Genomic DNA, 19,087 nt, shown 5'->3' on the forward strand with positions numbered 1-19,087 from the left:
GACCGTCAACGCATACCTCCTCGATCACGAGCCGGTCACGATCACCCCGTGGACCGCGCAGGCGGTCTTGCCGCCCCCGCGCGGCCCGGCGTACACCGGACCGCACGGGACGGACGTTGCGGCGTTCATGGCGTCATGGCGTTCATGGCGTGCGAGACGTTCCGAGACGTTCAACGGCGAACGACGAGCGGGGAAGTGATGCACAGCAGCAGCACCATCCGGACACACCGGGCCGTCAGCGCGCTCGCCGCGCTGCTCGCGGGGGCCCTCGCGCTCACCGCGTGCTCCGGCGGTGACGACGACAAGAAGGAGAACGGGGAGAAGGGCGGCGCCACGCAGGGCTCCACCGTCTCCCTGCCGAAACTGGACGGCGCCCACCTGGAGGTCGCCGCCGTCTGGACCGGCGCCGAGCAGGCCAACTTCAAGAAGGTCCTCGCCGAGTTCGAGAAGCGCACCGGCGCGAAGGTGACCTTCGTGCCGGCCCAGGACCCGATCATCAACTTCCTCGGCTCGAAGATCGCGGGCGGCCAGCCGCCGGACGTGGCCATGCTGCCGCAGCCCGGCGCCATCAAGCAGGCCGTGCAGAAGGGCTGGGCCAAGCCGCTCGGCGCGGACGCGCGCAAGGAGCTGGCGGAGAACTACTCGCAGGGCTGGCAGGACATCGGCACGGTCGGCGGCAAGCAGTACGGCGTCTACTACAAGGCCGCCAACAAGTCGCTGATCTGGTACAACGCCAAGGTCTTCGAGAACGCGGGCGCCCAGGAGCCCAAGACCTGGAAGGACCTGCTGACCGCCACCCAGGCCGTCTACGACTCCGGGGTGACGCCGTTCTCGGTGGCCGGCGCGGACGGCTGGCCGCTGACGGACTGGTTCGAGAACGTGTACCTGTCCCAGGCGGGCCCGGAGAAGTACGACCAGCTCGCCCAGCACAAGATCAAGTGGACCGACCCCTCGGTGAAGCGGGCGCTGACGACGCTGGCGCAGCTCTGGGGCAAGAAGGATTACCTCGCGGGCGGCCAGGACGGCGCGCTCCAGACCGAGTTCCCGCAGTCGGTCACCCAGACCTTCACCGGCGGCGACCAGCCGAAGTCGGCGATGGTCTACGAGGGCGACTTCGTGCAGGTCAACATCGGCGAGACCAAGGCCAAGGTGGGCACGGACGCCAAGGTGTTCCCGTTCCCCGCCGTCGGCTCGACCGCGCCCGTGGTCTCCGGCGGTGACGCGGCGGTGATCCTGAAGGACTCCAAGGCGGCGCAAGCCCTGGCGACCTTCCTGGCCTCCCCGGACGCGGCGACGATCCAGGCCAAGCTGGGCGGCTACCTCTCGCCGAACAAGAACGTGCCGGTGTCGGCGTACCCGAACGCGGTGCAGCGGAAGATCGCCAAGGCGCTGGTCGCGTCCGGCGACGACTTCCGCTTCGACATGTCCGACCAGGCTCCGCAGGCCTTCGGCGGCACCCCGGGCAAGGGCGAGTGGAAGGACCTCCAGGACTTCCTGAAGAACCCGGGCGACGTCGCGGGCGCCCAGGCGAAGCTGGAGAAGGACGCGGCGGCGGCCTACGGAAGCGGGAGCTGATCCGGCGATGGCGTCGGCAGCGGCGGCCGGAGCCCCACCGGGCCCGGCCGCGCCCCGCGGTCGCAAGAGCGTGACCGGCACCCGCAAGGCCGTGGCAGCGCTGTTCCTGCTGCCCGCCCTGGTGCTGCTCGGCGCGCTCGTGGTCTACCCGATCGGGTACTCCCTCGTCCGCAGCTTCTTCGACTCCTCCGGCGACGGATTCGCCGGGGCGGACAACTACAAGGCGCTCTTCACGGACGACAGCATCCGCACCGCCCTGAAGAACAACGTCATCTGGGTGGTGTTCGCGCCCACCGTCTCCACCGCGCTCGGGCTGGTCTTCGCGGTGCTGACCGAACGGGTGCGCTGGGGAACGGCGTTCAAGCTGGTCGTCTTCATGCCGATGGCGATCTCGATGCTGGCCGCCGGGATCATCTTCCGGCTGGTGTACGACCAGGATCCGGACAAGGGCGCGGCGAACGCGGTGTGGGTCGGGGTGCACGACACGTTCGCGCAGTCCTCGGCGTTCCCGAAGGCCCACCCGGGCAGGCAGTCGCCGCTGGTCGCGGAGGGCGGCGGCTTCGTCACCAAGGCGGCCGTGCACACCGGGCAACCGGTGACGCTGCCACTGGTCGGGGTCGCCCCCGATCAGCTGCCGGACGGGGTGAGGAAGGCCGTCGCCGCGAAGGCGGAGCCGGGCAAGGTCACCGGCAGCACCTGGCAGGACTTCACCCGGGGCAAGGGCGTCGGGAAGCTGGGCGCGCCCGACCCGTCCGAGGTGGGGTACGCCGGGATGCGGATCGAGGCGGTGAAGAACGGCAAGGTGGTCGCCTCCACCGAGGCGGCCGGCGACGGCACGTTCACCCTGCCCGCGTCCGCCGACGGGGCCCGGCTGCGCCTTCCGGCGGCCAACTTCCGGGAGCCGTACAACGGGGTCGAGTGGCTCGGGCCCACGCTGGTGACCCCGGCGGTGATCGGGGCGTACGTGTGGATGTGGGCGGGCTTCGCGATGGTGCTGATCGCGGCCGGTCTCGCGGGCGTGCCCCGGGAGCTGCTGGAGGCCGCGCGGGTGGACGGCGCCTCCGAGTGGCAGGTGTTCCGCAAGGTCACCGTGCCGCTGCTGGCGCCGGTCCTCGCGGTGGTCACCGTCACGCTGATGATCAACGTGCTGAAGGTGTTCGACCTCGTCTACATCATCGCCCCCGGCTCCTCCCAGGACGACGCCAACGTGCTCGCCCTGGAGCTGTACCGCAAGGGCTTCGCCGAGGGCCGTCCCGGCATCGCCAGCGCCATCGCGGTCCTTCTGCTGCTGCTGGTGATCCCGGTGATGCTGTTCAACATCCGCAGGTTGCGGCGGGAGGTGCGGCGATGAAGTCGCGAGCGCTTCAGGGCGGCTGGGGGCCCGGGGGTCGCCCCCCGGGAAGGCACAGCAACATCCGCAGGTTGCGGCGGGAGGTGCGGCGATGACGGCGACCGCTTCGCGTGTCGGCAAGGTGTCGTCCCCCGGTACCACGGCCCGGGCCCGGGAGTCGCTCGGGGCGCGGATCGCCGGGCGGCTGGGCGGCGGTCTGGTGCGGGTGTTCCTGATCCTGGTCGGCCTGTTCTGGCTGGTGCCGACCATCGGTCTGCTGATCTCCTCGCTGCGCGCGCCCGAGGACATGAGCGCGAGCGGCTGGTGGACGGCGCTCACCAAGCCGTCCCAGCTGACCGTGGACAGTTACCAGAAGCTGCTGGAGAACGGCGACATCACCCACTCCCTGCTCAACACCGTGCTGATCACGGTCCCGGCGACCGTGCTGGTCGTGGTGATCGGCGCCCTCGCGGGCTACGCGTTCGCGTGGATGGAGTTCCCGGGCCGGGACTGGTGGTTCCTGGGCGTGGTGAGCCTGCTGGTGGTGCCGGTGCAGGTGGCGCTGATCCCGATCGCCGAACTGTTCGGCAAGATCGGCCTGTTCGGGTCGATCCTCGGCGTCATCCTGTTCCACACCGGCTTCGGGCTGCCGTTCGCGGTGTTCCTGCTGCGCAACTTCTTCGCGGAGATCCCGCGCGAACTGCTGGAGGCGGCCCGCCTGGACGGCGCCGGTGAACTGCGGCTGTTCGCCCGGGTGGTGATGCCGCTCGGCGGTCCGGCGATCGCGAGCCTCGGCATCTTCCAGTTCCTGTGGGTGTGGAACGACATGCTGGTCGCGCTGGTGTTCACCAAGTCGGGCACCCAGCCGATCACGGTCGCCCTCCAGACGCAGGTGCGGCAGTTCGGCAACAACATCGACGTGCTGGCACCGGGCGCGTTCCTCTCCATGGTGATCCCGCTGGCGGTGTTCTTCGCGTTCCAGCGGCAGTTCGTGTCCGGCGTGATGGCAGGCGCGGTCAAGTAGCCCTTACGGCAACCGGTTTGGCATGGGAGGCGGGTCGTCAACGGCCCGCCTCCCGGCGTTCACCGGAATTCCCCCACATGACGTACGAGCCGTAACCAAGTCACTCCATCGGCCGTTGCCGGGCAGAACGCCCGCGCCGACCCATGGATGTGCCGTGCCCAGGTTCAGTGTCATCGTCCCCGCGTACCAGGTCCAGGCGTATCTGTCCGAGTGCCTGGACTCGGTGCTCTCGCAGTCGTACCCCGACCTCGAACTGATCGCCGTGGACGACCGCTCCCCCGACGCGTGCGGCGCGATCATCGACGAGTACGCGGCCCGGGACCCCCGGGTGCGGCCGGTGCACCTGGTGGAGAACGTGGGCCTGGGCGGCGCCCGGAACGCGGGCATCGCCGAGGCGCGCGGCGACTACCTGGTCTTCCTGGACAGCGACGACACGCTCACCCCGGGCGCACTGCACGCGATCGCCGACCGGATCGAGGCGACCGGCGACCCGGACGTCCTGGTCTACGACTACGCCCGCACCCACTGGGACGGACGCACGGTCCGCAACCAGCTCGCCGGGCAGCTCGCCGAGGAGGGTCCGGCGCCGTTCCGGCTGGCCGACCGGCCGGGGCTGCTGCGGGTGCTGATGGTGGCCTGGAACAAGGCCTGCCGCCGCGACTTCGTGGCCCGGCACGGCTTCACCTTCCCGCCGGGCTACTACGAGGACACGCCCTGGACGTTCCCGGTGCTGATGGCCGCCGAGTCGGTCGCGACCCTTGACCGGGTGTGCGTGCACTACCGGCAGCGCCGCCAGGGCAGCATCCTCGGCTCCACCAGCCGCCGGCACTTCGACCTGTTCGAGCAGTACGAGCGGGTGTTCGCGTACGTGGCCGAGCACCCGGAACTGGAGTGCTGGCGACCGGAGTTGTACCGCCGCATGATCGACCACCTCGCCGTGGTGTTCACCCAACCGGGCCGGCTGCCGCGCGGCAGTCACGGCGACTTCCTGCGCCGGGCCCGCGCCCTCGGCCGCCGCCACCGGGTGCCGGGCGTCCGGTTCGGGCCCCGGCAGACACTGGTCCGCCTCGGCCTGCACCGCACCCTCCGGTCGCTCCGGCTGGCCTCGGCGCTGCGCCGGCGCGTCCGGCGGACAGCGGGACGACCGGTGCGCGCCCTGCGGTCCGGGGCGCTGCGGCTGCACTACGCGCTCCAGTCACGGCTGCCGCTGCGCGCCGACCTCGCCGTGTTCGCCGCCTCCCACGGGCCCGGTGACCCGGGCGCGCTGGAGGAGGCGTTCCGGGCGCACGCCCCGCACGTGCGCACCGCGTGGCTCGCCCGACCGGGTCAGGAGGGCGCCGTACCGGCGGGCCCGCGCGTGCTGCGCCCGGGCACGGCCGCGTCCTGGTCGGCGCTGGCCCGCGCCCGGTACCTGGTCAACGACGGCGAGTTCGGGCCGGCCGTGCGCAAGCGGCGCGGGCAGGTCTACGTGCAGACCCGGCGCGGCACCCCGCTCCTCCACACCGGCCTGGACCTGCTGGAGCGCCCGGCGGCGGCCCGGGACACCGACTTCGGGGAACTGCTGCGGGAGGTCGACCGCTGGGACTACCTGTTGTCCGGCAACCGGCACGCCACCCTCACCTGGGAGCGGGTCCTGCCCGGCCGCTACACCACCCTGGAGTACGGCGCCCCGCGCACCGACGTCCTGCACCGGGCGACCGAGGCGGACGTGACCCGGCTGCGCGCCGCGCTCGGCGTCCCGGCGGGCGCGGTCGCCGTCCTGTACGCGCCGGCCCGCCGGGACCACCGGCGCACCCAGCACCCGCCGTTCGACCTGGAGCGGATCGCCCGCCGCCTCGGCCCGCGCTTCGTGCTCCTGGCCCGCCCCCACCCCGCGCACGGCGGCCCGCTCGGCACGGGCCCCGGGATCATCGACGTCGGCGGCCACCCGAGCCCGGCCGAACTGTGCCTGGCCTCGGACGTGCTGCTCACCGACCGCTCGTCCCTGATGGTCGACCACGCCGACCTGGACCGCCCGGTCGTGCTGCACACCGGGGAGCTGGCGGTGGTCGAGGCGGTCCGGGGCACCTATGTCGACCTGCGGGCCTGCCCGCCGGGCACGGTCGCGGACAGCGAGGACGAGCTGATCGACGTCCTCGTCTCCGGCCGGTGGTGCGACGCCCGCTCGGCCCGGCTGCGCGCGGAGTTCCGGGAGCGGTTCTGCCCGTACGACGACGGACGCGCCGCCGAGCGGGTCGTACGGCGGGTGGTGCTGGGCGAGAGGGCGGGGCTGCCCGTGGCCGTGCCGCTCGCGGAGCGCAAGCCCGTGCCGCCGGCCGTGTCCCGGGCGCCGTGGGCCACCGTGCCGCAACCTTCCGGTCCGCCCACCGTCACCGAGAGCCGCTGAACACCGTTGATCCCCACGGGAGTTCCCATGCCCCTCGGCTCGACGCGGCCCACCCCGAGCCGGCCGTCCACCTGGCGTCCGGCGGGGCGGCCCGGCCGCGTCCGCACGACGACAGAAAGAACCACATGCCCCGCTTCAGCATCATCGTCCCGTCCCACGGGGTCGCCGGCCGGCTGTCGCAGGCGCTGGACTCGGTCCTCGGCCAGTCCTTCGGCGACCTGCAACTGATCCCGGTCTGCGACGCCCCCGACGCCCCGGCCGCCGAGGTCGCCGCCGGGTACGCGGAGCGGGACCCCCGGGTGACCCCGGTCCACTCGCCGCCGTCCGCCGGTCCGAGCGGGGCCCGCAACACCGGGCTGCGGGCGGCGACCGGCGGCTATGTGCTGTTCCTGGACGGCGACGACCTGCTGCTGCCGGGCGCGCTCGCGGCACTGGACGCCCGGCTGACCGAGACGGCCGGCGTGGACGTGCTGTACGTGGAGCACGAGCGCGTCCCGTGGTGGGAGGGAGAGCCGACGAACCCGGCCGCGCCGCTGCTCGCCAAGGCGCCCAAGGGTCCCTTCGCGCCGGGCGAGTTCCCGGTGCTGACGGGGGTGCCGCTGCCGTCCTGGAGCGCGGTGTACCGGCGCGGCTTCCTCGCCGAGCACGGCCTCGCCTTCCCCGACGGCCACCACACCGACCTCGGCTGGGCGGGCCTGACCTCGCTGGCCGCGCGGCGGGTCGCGGTGCTGCGCCGGACGGTCGTACGGCACCGGGCGCGCCGGCAGGGCAGCCGGCTCAACCTGCCCGGACCGCACCAGCACGGCCTGCTCGACCAGGTGGAGCTGGTGCTGAAGCGGGCGGCGGAGAGCGGGCTGCCGGTGGAGCGGACCGGGCCGCTGTTCGAGCAGTTGTTCACGGCGGTGCTGAAGACGGCGTCCCGTCCGGAGCGGCTGCCGGCCGGGCACCGGGCGTTCTTCCGCCGGGCGGGCCGGCTCTACCGGCGCCACCGGCCGGGCGGCTACCGGGCGCCGGGCGGCAGTCTGGGCGTGCAGCACCGGCTGCTGGCGACCGGGGCGTACACCGCGTTCCGCGCGCTGCGGGGCGTCAACCAGGCGGCGGCCCGCTCGGCCGGGAGCCTGCCCCGCCCGCGCATGCTGCGCACCCGGCTGCGCTACGCCCGCGACCTGCGCCGCCCCCTCGACCCCCACCTCGCGGTGTACTGCGCCTACTGGGGCCGGGGTTACGCCTGCAACCCGGCCGCGATCCACGCCAAGGCCCGCGAACTGGCCCCGCACATCCGCTCGGTGTTCCTGGTCGAGGCCGACCAGGCGCACGCGATGCCCAAGGACGTCGAGTACGCGGTCATCGGCTCGCGCCGGGCCTGGGAGCTGCTGGCCCGCGCCACCTACCTCGTCAACAACGCCAACTTCGCGGAGGGCGTGGTCAAGCGGCCGGGCAGCGTGCACGTGCAGACGCAGCACGGGACGCCGCTGAAGACGATGGGCGTGGACCAGTCGACGTATCCGGTGGTGGCCGCGCGGTCCGGGAGCTTCACCAGGCTGCTGGGCCGGGTGGACCGCTGGGACGTCAACCTGTCGTCCAACCGGCACTCGACCCAGATGTGGGAGCGCGCCTTCCCCGGCTCCTACGAGCACCTGGAGTACGGCTATCCGCGCAACGACGTCTACTACACGGCCACCGCCGAGGACGTCGCCCGGATCCGGCGCGAGCTGGGCGTCCCGGAGGGCAGTACGGCCGTGCTGTACGCGCCGACCCACCGCGACCACCACACCGGCTTCGAACCCGGCCTGGACCTGGAGGCGTTCTGCGCGGCGGCCGGCGAGGACGTCGTCGTCCTGCTGCGCGCCCACTACTTCTACGACCGGGGGGCGCCGGCGCGCGGGTCCGGCCGGATCATCGACGTGACCGGACACCGCTCCTCGGAGGACGTGTGCCTGGCCGCCGACGCGCTGGTCACGGACTACTCCTCGATCATGTTCGACTACGCCAACCTGGACCGGCCGATCGTCGTGTACGCCGACGACTGGGAGGTGTACCGGGAAACCCGGGGCGTCTACTTCGACCTGTCGGCCGCGCCGCCCGGGGTGCTCGCCCGCACCCCCGGGGAACTGGCCGCCGCCTTCCGCGACGGCTCCTACGCGGGCCCCGGGGCGCGGGCGCTGCGGGCCGCGTTCCGGGAGCGGTTCTGCGAGTTCGACGACGGCCACGCCGCCGAGCGCGTCGTACGGCGGGTGCTGCTCGGCGAGCCGCCGCAGGCGCTGCCGCCCGTGCTCCCGCTCGCGGAGCGCGTCCCCGCCCCCGCCGCCGCGACCCTCGTCAGGAGCTGACCCGCCGTGCCCCGCTTCAGTCTGATCGTGCCCTGCTTCAAGGTGCAGGGCTTCCTGCGCGAGTGTCTGGACTCGGTGCTGGACCAGTGCTTCACCGACTTCGAGCTGATCGCCGTCGACGACCGCTCCCCGGACGGCTGCGGCGCGATCCTGGACGAGTACGCCGCCCGCGACCCGCGCGTGCGGGTGCTGCACCTGCCGGAGAACGTGGGCCTGGGCCGGGCCCGCAACGCGGGGCTGCCGCTCGCCACCGGCGACTACCTGTTCTTCCTGGACAGCGACGACACCCTCACCCCGGGCGCGCTGCGCGCCATGGCCGACCGGCTGGCGGAGGCCGAGGACCCGGACGTGCTGGTCTTCGACTACGCCCGCACCTACTGGTGGGGCGGCACCCGGCGCAACGCGCTCGCCGACATCCTCACCGAGGCGGGTTCCGGCACCTTCACGGCCGCCCGGTACCCGAGGATCCTCGACCTGCTGATGGTGGTGTGGAACAAGGTCTACCGGCGGGAGTTCGTCGCGCGGGGCGGCTTCACGTTCCCGCCCGGCTACTACGAGGACACCCCCTGGACCTTCCCGGTGCTGCTCAGCGCCGGGCGGATCGCCGCCCTGGACCGGATCTGCCTGAACTACCGGCAGCGCCGGCAGGGCAACATCCTGTCCACCACCAGCCGCAAGCACTTCGACATCCACGACCAGTACGAGCGGGTCTTCGCGTTCGTCGCGGAGCGGCCCGAACTGGCGGTCTGGCGGCCGTACCTGCACCGCAAGATGGGCGAGCACTGCCTCGACATCCTGGCCAAGCCGGACCGGCTGCCGCCCGGCGACCGGGCGGAGTTCTTCCGGAAGACGGCCGCGATGTTCCGGGCGCACAAGCCCGAGGGCGCCACCGTGGACGGCGAGGCGGCCCTGCTGGAGGGCACCTGGCCGGCCTATCTGCTGCGCCGGCAGACGGAGCGGGCGGGCCAGGAGGCGGCCCGGCGCGCGGTCCTGGCACGCCGGGCGGCGGCCGGGCGGGCCCGGGGCGGCTGGGCGGCGCTGCACGCGCGCCGGCCGCTGGACGAGAACCTGGTGGTGTACTCGGCGTCCTCGCACCGGGGCATGCTCGGTGACCCGGCCGCCGTCTACCGCGCGGCCCGCGAGATCGCCCCGCAGCTGCGCGGGGTGTGGGTGGTGCGGGACGCGGAGGCCGCCGCCGGGCTGCCGGAGGGCGTGGAACACGTCGTGGTGGGCTCCCGGCGCTATCTGGAGGTCACCGCGCGGGCGAAATTCTTCGTCAACGACGTCAACTGGCCCGGCGCCCTGGTCAAGCGGCCCGGCAGCGTGCACCTGCACACCCACCAGGGCACCCCGCTGAAGTACCTGGGCGCCGACCTGCTGGACAAGCCCGGCGCCCGGCTCGGCTTCGACGTGCCGCAGATGCTGCGCCGGGCCGACCGCTGGGACTGGAGCCTGGTCGCCAACCGGCACTCCGAGCTGGTCTACGAGCGGGCCTACCCCTGCCACTTCACCTCGGTGCGCACCGGCAGCCCGCGCAACGACGTGCTGGTGAACGGCGGTCCGAGCGACTTCCGGGAGCGGTACGGCATCCCCGGGGGCGACACCGTGGTGCTGTACGCGCCGACCCGCCGGGACTACCGGCGCAGCGGGCACGTGGACCGGTTCGACGTGGCGGAGTTCGCGGCCGACCTCGGCGCGGGCCACACGCTGGTGGTCCGGCTGCACCCCTCGCTGGCGACCGGTCCGGCGCGCGGCATGGGGCTCGCGGAGCTGGCCCGGCGCGGGATCGTGGTCGACGCGACCGACGAACCGCACCTGGAGGACGTGCTGCTCGCGGCGGACGTGCTGGTCTCCGACTACTCGTCCGTGATGGTCGACTACGCCAACCTGGACCGGCCGATCGTGCTGCACGCCGACGACTGGCCGGCCTTCCGGGCGAGCCGGGGCGCCTACGTCGACATCACCGCCGAACCGCCGGGCCATGTCGCCCACTCCTACCGGGAGTTGGCGTGGCTGTTCGCCTCCGGCGCCTGGCGGGACGAGGAGTCGGCCCGGCTGCGGACGGCGTTCCGGGACCGGTTCTGCGAGTTCGAGGACGGCGGGGCCGCCGAGCGGGTGGTGCGGAGCCTGCTGCTGGGCGAGACCCCGCCGGACCCGGCCACCGCCCGCGTCCCGGGCCAGTCGGCGGCCGGCCGGGACACCCTGACCTCGGCGTGACCACGAGGGGCCGGCCCCGCCCGCGGGACCGGCCCCTGGTGTCGCCGTCGGGTCACTCGATGACGAGGTCGACTTCGATGTTGCCGCGGGTGGCGTTGGAGTACGGGCAGACCTGGTGGGCGGTCTCCACCAGCTTGCGGCCGGTCTCCTGGTCCACCGACTCGGGCAGCTCCACGCGCAGGGTCACCTTGAGCCCGAAGCCCTCGCCCTGCTTGCCGATGCCGACCTCGGCGGTGACGGCGGCGTCGGTGACGTCCACCTTGGCCTGCCGGCCGACCAGGCCGAGGGCGCTGCCGAAGCAGGCGGCGTAACCGGCGGCGAAGAGCTGCTCGGGGTTGGTGCCCTCGCCGTTGCCGCCCATCTCCACCGGCGGGGCCAGCTTGAGGTCGATCCGGCCGTCGGAGGAGACGGCGCGGCCGTCCCGGCCGTGGGTGGCGGTGGCGACGGCGGTGTAGAGCGCGTCCATGGAAAGACCTTCCCTCTCGATGTGGGCCGCCAGGGGCCCGTGTGCGGTCCGTTGCGTGTACGAGTAGAGCACACAATTTAGTTGTGCACAACTAAATGGCTCGACAGGGGCTACCCTGGTGTCATGACCGCCTCGCCGACCGCCGCCTCCGCCGCCGACTGGCTCCGCCTGGACCGGCAGATCTGCTTCTCCCTGCACGCCGCCTCCCGCGCCTTCAACGGCGTCTACCGCGTCGTCCTGAAGGACCTCGGGCTCACCTACCCGCAGTACCTGGTGATGCTCGTGCTGTGGGAACAGGGCGACCTGCCCGTCAAGGCGCTCGGCGAGCAGCTGCGCCTCGACTCGGGCACGCTCTCCCCGCTGGTCAAGCGGCTGGAGGCGGCCGGTCTGGTCCGGCGCGAGCGCAGCGCGCGCGACGAGCGCTCGGTGCAGGTGCGGCTGACCGAGCAGGGCGCGGCGCTGCGCGAGCGGGCGCTGGAGGTGCCCCGGCGGATCGGCGCGGCGACGGGCTTCGACCTGGCGGAGATCGGCGAGCTGCGCGAGCGTCTCGACCGGCTCACCAGCGCGCTGGACGCGGCAGCAGAGGAGGCGGCGCGGGAGACTCGCTAGTCCGGCGCACGTACAGCCGTACGACGACGCCGTCCCGCACGGTCTCCTGCCCGGCGCGGAACTCCCCCGCCAGCACGTCGAGCTTGGTCCGCTCGTGCGGGTTCCGGGCGACCCACCGTCCGTCGAGCAGCCCCCGGTCCCCGACCACCCACACCCGCCGCAGCCCGGCCAGCCGGCGCCGCAGTTCGCCGGTGCCGACCTCGCGCCCGTACAGCGTCCCGGACGCGGCGGCGCCCTCCCCGAGCGCGATGTCCCGCATCCCGCGGAAGGCGCCGGGGTAGGTGAGCGCCACGTTCCGCAGCGCCCCGGGCACGAACACCACCGGGTCCCCGGGCGCCGTCTCCCGCCCGGCCGCCCGGGAGACGGCGGCGAGGTCATCGGGCCGCCGGCCGGGGTCGCGGTCGGCCTGGAGGAGGGGCCACTGGAGGAGCGGGACGAGGGCCACGGCGAGGACGCCGAGGAGGACGCCGGCGCGGCGGCGCGCGGTACCGGCCGACGGGGCGGCTCCGGGGCGCGCGGTACGGGCCGGGCGCCATCGTCGCCGAGTACCGCCCGGCGTGGACCGGGGCCGGCCTCTCCGCGGGGCCGGCCCGCCATTGAGGTACCGGACGGAGTCGAGGCGCCGGACGGAGTCAGGGCGGTGGACCGAGTCGAGACAGTCGACGGAGTCGAGGCGGTGGACAGAGTCGAGGCAGTCGACGGAGTCGACATGACGGGCCGGGGCGGTCGGCGTTGAGGAGGCGCTGCCGGCGCGCTCCGTCGGCACCTGCCGGGCGGTGGACAGCCACCTCCTCCACCGGCCTCCCTGACGGCTGCCGGATCGACGGCACCCGTCCGGCAGGTCGTCGCCACACGAACACCCGCCCGGCAGGCCGCCGCCACGCGGGCAGGCGTCCGGCAGGCCGCCGCCACACGGACACCCGCCCGGCAGGCCGCCGCCACACGGACACCCGCCCGGCAGGCCGCCGCCACACGGACACCCGCCCGGCAGGCCGCCGCCACACGGACACCCGTCCGGCAGGCCGTCGCCACGCGGGCAGGCGTCCGGCAGGCCCCACAGGTCGGGTCCCCGTCCGCCGGACCGGCACCAGGCCTCCGGCCGCGTCCCGGCGCGCGAACAGGCGATGGTCACGGCGAGGGACACCTCGCCGCGCGGCCGGCCCCGGGCCCCGGCGGCAGCCGGTACCCCCCGGGCGTCGGCCCACAACCGGCCCACCACCCCCGCCACCCGTTCCGCGCCACAGGCCACCAGCAGCGGTGCCCCGCCGAGGGCGTAGAGGACGTACCGGTCGACGTACAGCGGGGAGACCTGGGAGGCCAGCATCAGGACGCCCGGCGGCACCACCGCGAGCGGCAGCGCCACGCCCGCGCAGGTGATCTCCCCCCGGCGTCCCGCGAGCCCCGCAAGCCCGACGACGGCCAGGGCGAGGCACACCCAGTACACGCCGTCCACGGAGCCGAAGAACGCCCGCAGCAGGCCCTCGGCCGTCTCCCAGGTGGGCGTGCGCAGCCACGCCACCTGTGCCGACTGCCCCCGCGACACCAGCACCATCGGGACGAGCGACAGCACGACCGCGCCGGACGCCCGCCCCCAGCCTCGCCACACCCGCGCCCCGGCCCGGGCGAACGCCAGCGTGACGGCGTGGGCGAGCAGCAGCAGGACCGCGAACTCGTGCAGCCAGCAGGTGACGGCGACCACGGCGCCGTACGCCCACCAGGAGCCCGGCCGGACGATCCGGACGGCCCGGACGAACAGCAGCGTGGCCCCGGTGGCGCCGGCGGCGACGAGGGCGTAGGAGCGGCCCTCCTGGGCGTAGTGACCGGCCAGCGGGGTGACCGCGTACAGCAGCCCGGCCCAGAGGCCGACGCGGGGGCGCACGAGGCGGGCGCCGAGCGCGGCGACCAGTCCCGCCGTCGCCGCCGCCGCGCACACCGACGGCAGCCGCAGCACCACCTCGCCGGGGTGGACGAGGAGGACGGCGTGCATGAGCAGGTAGTACAGGCCGTGCACCGCGTCCACGTCGTGCAGTACCCGCCAGATCCCCGGCACCCCGCGCCGGGCGACCTGGAAGGTGACGGCCTCGTCGCGCCACATCCCGCCCCGGTCGAGCCCCCAGAATCCGGCCGCGAGCATCACCAGCACGGGTGCGCCGACGGCCACCGCACGGCGGACACCCGCCGGAAGTCCGCGCGGCGCACGGTCCGGCGCACGGTCCCGCGCACCTTTCGGCGTCCGCGTCGTTGCACCGGTAGGCGTCGCACCGGTGGAGGCACCGCCCGGCGCCCCGGCCGCCCGGCGCGACGCGTGATTCACAGGAAGCCCGACGTTCACCACGGCCCGATCTTTTGCGATTAGCCAACCTTTGCCGCGCTTTGACGGCGTATCGGCATGGATACACCATCGGCACCGCTTACGCTCCCATGTTGATGAACCGTCACCGTGTCACCCCCGGCCCGGTCCTCACCCTCTTTGCCGTCTGGCTCGCCACCCGCGCCGCGATGCTGTGGCTGCTGCTGCACGACGGCTCCCCGCTGCTGGGCGGCGGTTCGGTCGCCCGCGAGGTGTGGCGGCTGTACTTCCACTGGTACGGCGTCCTCGCGCACGGCTCCTTCCCGGCGCACGACACGCTGTGGCAGTACCCGCCCGGCGCGGGCGCGGTGCTGCTCGCGCCGGGTCTGCTGCCGGGGCTGACGTACTTCGAGGCGTTCGTGCTGCTGACGCTGGCCGCGGACGCGCTGATCGCGGCGGCACTGGTCCGCGCGGGCACGCGCCCGGGACGGAGCCTGCTCGGCGCGGGGGTGTGGCTCGGCGGTCTGCCCCTGCTGCTGCACCTCCCGCTGGCCCGGCACGACGTCGAGGTCACGGCGCTCGCCGTGCTCAGCCTGCTGACGCTGAAACGTTCCCCGCGCGCGGGCGGCGTGTTCGGGGCACTGGGGGCACTGGTGAAGGGCTGGCCGGCGCTGGTGCTGCTGGGCACGCCCCCGGGGCGCGCGACGCGCACGGCGTGGGGCTGGGCGGCGGTCTCGGGAGCCGGCGCGTTCGCCCTGCTCGCCCTGTTCCTCGACCGGCCGCTGTCCTTCCTGCGCGAGCAGGGCGGGCGCGGGGTGCAGATCGAGTCGCTGGGCGGTACCGCGCTCAACCTCGCGCGGCACGCGGGCTGGGGCGGCCGGGTGCGCTACCAGTACGGCGCGATGGAACTGGTCGGCCCGCACGTGCACGCCGTGGCCACCGTCTCCCTCGCGCTCACGGCGACCGCGTTCGGGCTGCTGGTGCTGTGGCGGGTGCGGGCCCGGCACTGGGGCGAGGCGACGCCGTACGACGCGGCGCTGTGCGCGGTGCTGCTGTTCACGGTCACCAGCCGGGTCATCAGCCCGCAGTACCTGATCTGGCTGCTGGGGCTGGCCGCCGTCTGCCTGACCTCGCGGCACACCCGGCAGCGGCCGGTCGCGGTCCTGGTCCTGGCCGCGTCCGCATTGAGCACGGTGGCGTACCCGATGTGCTACCGCGAGGTGATCGACGGCACCTGGGCCGGCTGCCTGCTGATGCTGGCCCGCGACGGGCTGCTGCTGGCGGCGGCGGTGCTGTCCTTCGTCCGGCTGTGGGGGGCGAGCCGGCCGCCGTCGGCGGAAAGTGGGCGGAGCGCACAACCCCGACCGGATTCCGGCCGTCTAGTGGACAGAGCACTAAGCGCTTCTTAACGGGGTATTACCGATCATTCCGAAGTAGTCGGCCCATGGACCTCATGCCTCCCCATTCCTCACCCTCGCCCCCTCCCCCTCCCTCTTCCTCCGTCTCCGTCGTCGTCATCGGCTACAACGACCGCGCGCACGTGGGCGACGCGGTGCGCTCCGCGCTGGCGCAGGGGCCGGCGGTCGCCGAGGTGATCGCCGTCGACGACCGCTCGACCGATGGCAGCGCCGAACTGCTCGACCGGCTGGCCGCCGGCGAGCCCCGGCTGCGTGTCGTGCGCCGGGAGGTGAACAGCGGCGGCTGCGGCAGCCCGCGCAACACCGGGATCGACGCGGTACGGACGCCGTACGTGATGTTCCTGGACAGCGACGACGTGCTGCCGCCGGGCGCGGCGGACGCGCTGCTGGCGGCGGCCGAGGGGGCGGGCGCCGAGGTCGCGAGCGGGCTGTGCGTGCGCCGGGAGCTGCCGTCGGGGCGTGAACAACCCTGGCAGGCGCCCCTCTACACGGCGCACACCGTCCTCGCGCGCCCCTCCCAGCGCCCGCGCCTGGTCCACGACACGCTGTGCGTCAACAAGCTGTACCGCACCGGCTTCCTGCGCGAGCACGGCATCCGCTTCCCGGAGGGCCGCTTCCTCTACGAGGACGTCGTCTTCACCGCGCGCGTGCTGGCCGCCGGCCCGCGCATCGCGCTGATCCCGGACCGCGTGTACGTGTGGCACGTGCGCCGGTCGGCCGAGCGGCTGTCGCTCTCCCTGGACCGGGAGCGCGTCGAGAACTGGCGGGCTCGGGTGGAGGCGTGCGCGCAGGCGTACGACATCCTGCTGGGCGCCGGCCAGAAGGGCCTGGCGCGGGCGGCGCGGGCCAAGTTCCTCGACCACGAGGTGCGCATGTACGCGCGCGAGCTGGGCTTGCGCGACGCGCACTACCGGCGCGCGTGGTGGACGCACACGCGGGAGTACCTCGCGCGCTACGACGCCGCCGACTGGGAGCTGAACCCCGGCGCCCCGGGCCGCCTGCTGGCCCGGGTGATCCTCGCCTCCGCCGAGCCGCGCGACCTGCCCCGGCTGCGCGAGCTGGCCGCCCGCCCGGCCCGCCTGCTGCCGCCCTACGCCCGCACCGCCGACGGCGTCCCGGTCTGGTCGGACGACGTCCCCGAGGTCTCCCTGGCCCCGCTGCTGACCGCGCCCGTCGGGGCGCTGCCGCTCGCGGTGGACGCGGAACTGCGCCCCCGCGCGCGCGGCACGCTGCTGCACCTGCGGCTGCACGAGCTGTACGGCAGGGTGGCCGGGGCGCGGCCGCGCGAGGTGGAGGCCTACTGGCAGCACCGGGAGAGCGGGCGGCCGGTGGGGCGTGTGACGGCCGCGCTCACGCCGTCGGACGCGGACACCTGGGCGGCGCGGGTCCCCGTCGACCTGGCCGGGCTCGGCGAGGGCACCTGGGATCTGCGGGTGACGCTGCGCTTCGCGGACGGCGCGTGGCGGGACGTCACGGCGCACCCGCGCGCGGGTATGCGCCGGCACGTGGTGCCGAGCGCCCGGTACGGCCTGCTGCTGGTGCAGCCGTACGCCACCCACTCCGGCGCGCTGGCGCTGCGGCTGGCGACCGGGCTGCGCGGTGCCGCCGGGGTGGCCCGGGGCCGGCTGCGGCGCCTGCTTCACTGAGCGGACACAGGCCCCGCACCGGCGGGGACACGGACGAGGAGACGGCCGCACATGACCTGGCTGATCACCGGCGGCGCCGGCTACATCGGGGCGCATGTCGTACGGGCGATGACGGAGGCGGGCGAGCGGGCGGTCGTCTACGACGACCTGTCCACCGGCCTGGCCGAGCGCGTGCCGGCCGAGGTACCGCTGGTCCGGGGCTCGGTCCTGGACGGCGACCTGGTGGCCCGGACGCTCGCCGGGCACGGGATCACCGGGGTGGTGCACCTCGCGGCGAAGAAGCAGGTCGGCGAGTCGGTGGAGCGCCCGCTGCACTACTACCGCGAGAACGTCGAGGGCCTGCGGGTGCTGCTGGAGGCGGTGACGGCGGCGGAGGTCCCGTCCTTCGTGTTCTCCTCGTCGGCCGCCGTCTACGGCATGCCGGACGTGGACCTGGTGACGGAGGAGACGCCCTGCCGCCCGCTCTCCCCCTACGGCGAGACGAAGCTGGCCGGCGAGTGGCTGGTGCGCGCCACCGGCCGGGCGACGGGCCTGGCCACCGCGTCCCTGCGCTACTTCAACGTGGCCGGCGCCGCCGCCCCCGAACTGGCCGACACCGGCGTCTTCAACCTCGTCCCGATGGTCTTCGAGCGGCTCACCCAGGGAGCCGCGCCGCGCATCTTCGGCGACGACTACCCGACCCCGGACGGCACCTGCGTGCGCGACTACATCCACGTGGTCGACCTCGCCGAGGCGCACGTGGCCGTGGCCCGCGCCCTGGCCTCCGCGCCGGGCACCGACCTGACCCTCGACATCGGCCGCGGCGAGGGCGTCTCCGTCCGCGAGATGATCGACCGCATCGCCGCCGTCACCGGCCACACTCGCCCCCCGACCGTCACCCCCCGCCGCCCCGGCGACCCCGCCCGCGTGGTCGCCTCCGCCGCCCGCATCACCACGGAACTGGGCTGGCACGCCAAGCACGACGTCCAGGACATGATCACCTCGGCCTGGGAGGGCTGGCTGCGCCACCATCCGGGGGCGGCGCGGGACTAGACGGCGCCCTCACAGCGCCCTGAGGGCCCCCGTCGTCGCGCGGGACAGGCTGGTCAGGTAGCCCTTGGGGAGTCTGGGGGTGCGGGTGACGACCGCGCGCCAGTAGAGGGGGCCGGAGATCAGGTCGAGGGCGAGGTCGGGGTCGATGCCGGGGCGCAGTTCGCCGCGCTGCTCCGCCGCCGCCACGATTTTGCTGGCCACGCCCTCCTGGCCGTCGCGCAGGGCCTTCTGGAAGGCCTCGGCGATCTCCGGGTTGCGGGCGGCCTCGGCCTGGAGGTCGGGGATGATCTGCGAGGCGACCGGGTGGCGCAGGGCGCGGGAGGTGACCTCGTAGAGCAGGCGGAGGTCGCCCTCCAGGGAACCGGTGTCGGGGACCGGGAAGCCCGTCACCGCCATCGCCGAGACGACGTCGAGGACCAGGTGCAGCTTGGAGCGCCAGCGCCGGTACACCGCCGTCTTGCCGACCCCGGCCCGGCGCGCGATGCCCTCGATGGACATCCGGGCGTAGCCGACGGCGGCCAGTTCCTCGAAGACCGCCGCCCGGATCGCCTCGGTCACGTCCTCGCGGAGCACGGCGGCCCCGGCCGGGGCCCGGCGGCGCGGACGCGCCGGCTGCGCTGCGGCGGACTCCTCGGCGTTCGTCGTCATGCCGACCAGCATAGGGCGTGACGACGGAACGGTTGCGTTCCGACGTCGAATGGGCCTACGCTCCCGTTGCGACGATACGGTCCCGTCCCGACGTAAGAGAACGTGAAGAGAAGCGT

13 protein-coding genes are annotated in these 19,087 nt (G+C 74.1%); 10 read left to right on the forward strand and 3 right to left on the reverse strand.

Annotated elements, in window-relative coordinates:
• Window positions 1-198 precede the first annotated feature (198 nt).
• From NX794_RS15280 to NX794_RS15305, 6 genes are all read left to right on the forward strand, one after another.
• A complete protein-coding gene (locus NX794_RS15280; RefSeq protein WP_258779066.1) occupies window positions 199-1,575 on the forward strand; it encodes an ABC transporter substrate-binding protein in 1,377 nt (458 codons plus the stop codon).
• 7 nt (window positions 1,576-1,582) lie between these two features.
• Window positions 1,583-2,926, forward strand: a complete 1,344-nt coding sequence (locus NX794_RS15285) for a carbohydrate ABC transporter permease (RefSeq protein WP_258779067.1) — start codon at window positions 1,583-1,585, stop codon at window positions 2,924-2,926.
• Window positions 2,927-3,017: 91 nt separating this feature from the next.
• Complete coding sequence (locus NX794_RS15290; protein WP_258779068.1) at window positions 3,018-3,929, forward strand: carbohydrate ABC transporter permease; 912 nt, start codon at window positions 3,018-3,020, stop codon at window positions 3,927-3,929.
• A gap of 154 nt (window positions 3,930-4,083) precedes the next feature.
• Window positions 4,084-6,315 carry a bifunctional glycosyltransferase/CDP-glycerol:glycerophosphate glycerophosphotransferase gene (locus tag NX794_RS15295; RefSeq protein WP_258779069.1) on the forward strand — a complete coding sequence of 744 codons (2,232 nt, stop codon included), beginning with the start codon at window positions 4,084-4,086 and terminating at the stop codon, window positions 6,313-6,315.
• Between the two features lie 125 nt (window positions 6,316-6,440).
• On the forward strand, window positions 6,441-8,645 hold the full coding sequence (locus NX794_RS15300) for a bifunctional glycosyltransferase/CDP-glycerol:glycerophosphate glycerophosphotransferase (RefSeq protein WP_258779070.1): 2,205 nt from the start codon (window positions 6,441-6,443) through the stop codon (window positions 8,643-8,645).
• A gap of 6 nt (window positions 8,646-8,651) precedes the next feature.
• Complete coding sequence (locus tag NX794_RS15305) at window positions 8,652-10,862, forward strand: bifunctional glycosyltransferase/CDP-glycerol:glycerophosphate glycerophosphotransferase (protein ID WP_258779071.1); 2,211 nt, start codon at window positions 8,652-8,654, stop codon at window positions 10,860-10,862.
• Window positions 10,863-10,914: 52 nt separating this feature from the next.
• On the opposite strand, the gene NX794_RS15310 is transcribed toward NX794_RS15305, so the two are convergent.
• A complete protein-coding gene (locus NX794_RS15310) occupies window positions 10,915-11,328 on the reverse strand; it encodes an organic hydroperoxide resistance protein (RefSeq protein ID WP_258779072.1) in 414 nt (137 codons plus the stop codon).
• Window positions 11,329-11,451: 123 nt separating this feature from the next.
• On the opposite strand from NX794_RS15310, the gene NX794_RS15315 reads away from it, so the two are divergent.
• Entirely contained in the window at window positions 11,452-11,937 is a 486-nt protein-coding gene (locus NX794_RS15315) for a MarR family winged helix-turn-helix transcriptional regulator (protein ID WP_258779073.1), read from the forward strand.
• Here NX794_RS15315 and NX794_RS15320 read toward each other — a convergent pair.
• Complete coding sequence (locus tag NX794_RS15320) at window positions 11,885-14,098, reverse strand: glycosyltransferase family 39 protein (protein WP_428985907.1); 2,214 nt, start codon at window positions 14,096-14,098, stop codon at window positions 11,885-11,887. The two genes, NX794_RS15315 and NX794_RS15320, sit on opposite strands and share 53 nt — an antisense overlap.
• Window positions 14,099-14,364: 266 nt before the next feature.
• Between NX794_RS15320 and NX794_RS15325 the strand changes: the two genes are divergently transcribed.
• The 3 genes from NX794_RS15325 to galE are packed head-to-tail and all read left to right on the forward strand — an operon-like array spanning window position 14,365 to window position 18,323.
• Entirely contained in the window at window positions 14,365-15,636 is a 1,272-nt protein-coding gene (locus NX794_RS15325) for a glycosyltransferase 87 family protein (protein WP_258779074.1), read from the forward strand.
• 35 nt (window positions 15,637-15,671) lie between these two features.
• The gene (locus NX794_RS15330; RefSeq protein ID WP_258779075.1) at window positions 15,672-17,291 is read left to right on the forward strand and encodes a glycosyltransferase family 2 protein; all 1,620 of its coding nucleotides are present in this window, start codon (window positions 15,672-15,674) and stop codon (window positions 17,289-17,291) included.
• Window positions 17,292-17,342: 51 nt separating this feature from the next.
• Complete coding sequence (gene galE / locus NX794_RS15335) at window positions 17,343-18,323, forward strand: UDP-glucose 4-epimerase GalE (protein WP_258779076.1); 981 nt, start codon at window positions 17,343-17,345, stop codon at window positions 18,321-18,323.
• Between the two features lie 9 nt (window positions 18,324-18,332).
• Here the strand turns inward: galE and NX794_RS15340 are convergent, their stop codons facing one another.
• The gene (locus NX794_RS15340; RefSeq protein WP_258779077.1) at window positions 18,333-18,971 is read right to left on the reverse strand and encodes a TetR/AcrR family transcriptional regulator; all 639 of its coding nucleotides are present in this window, start codon (window positions 18,969-18,971) and stop codon (window positions 18,333-18,335) included.
• Window positions 18,972-19,087 lie beyond the last annotated feature (116 nt).

The organism is Streptomyces pyxinicus (assembly GCF_024753135.1).
Taxonomy (GTDB): domain Bacteria; phylum Actinomycetota; class Actinomycetes; order Streptomycetales; family Streptomycetaceae; genus Streptomyces; species Streptomyces pyxinicus.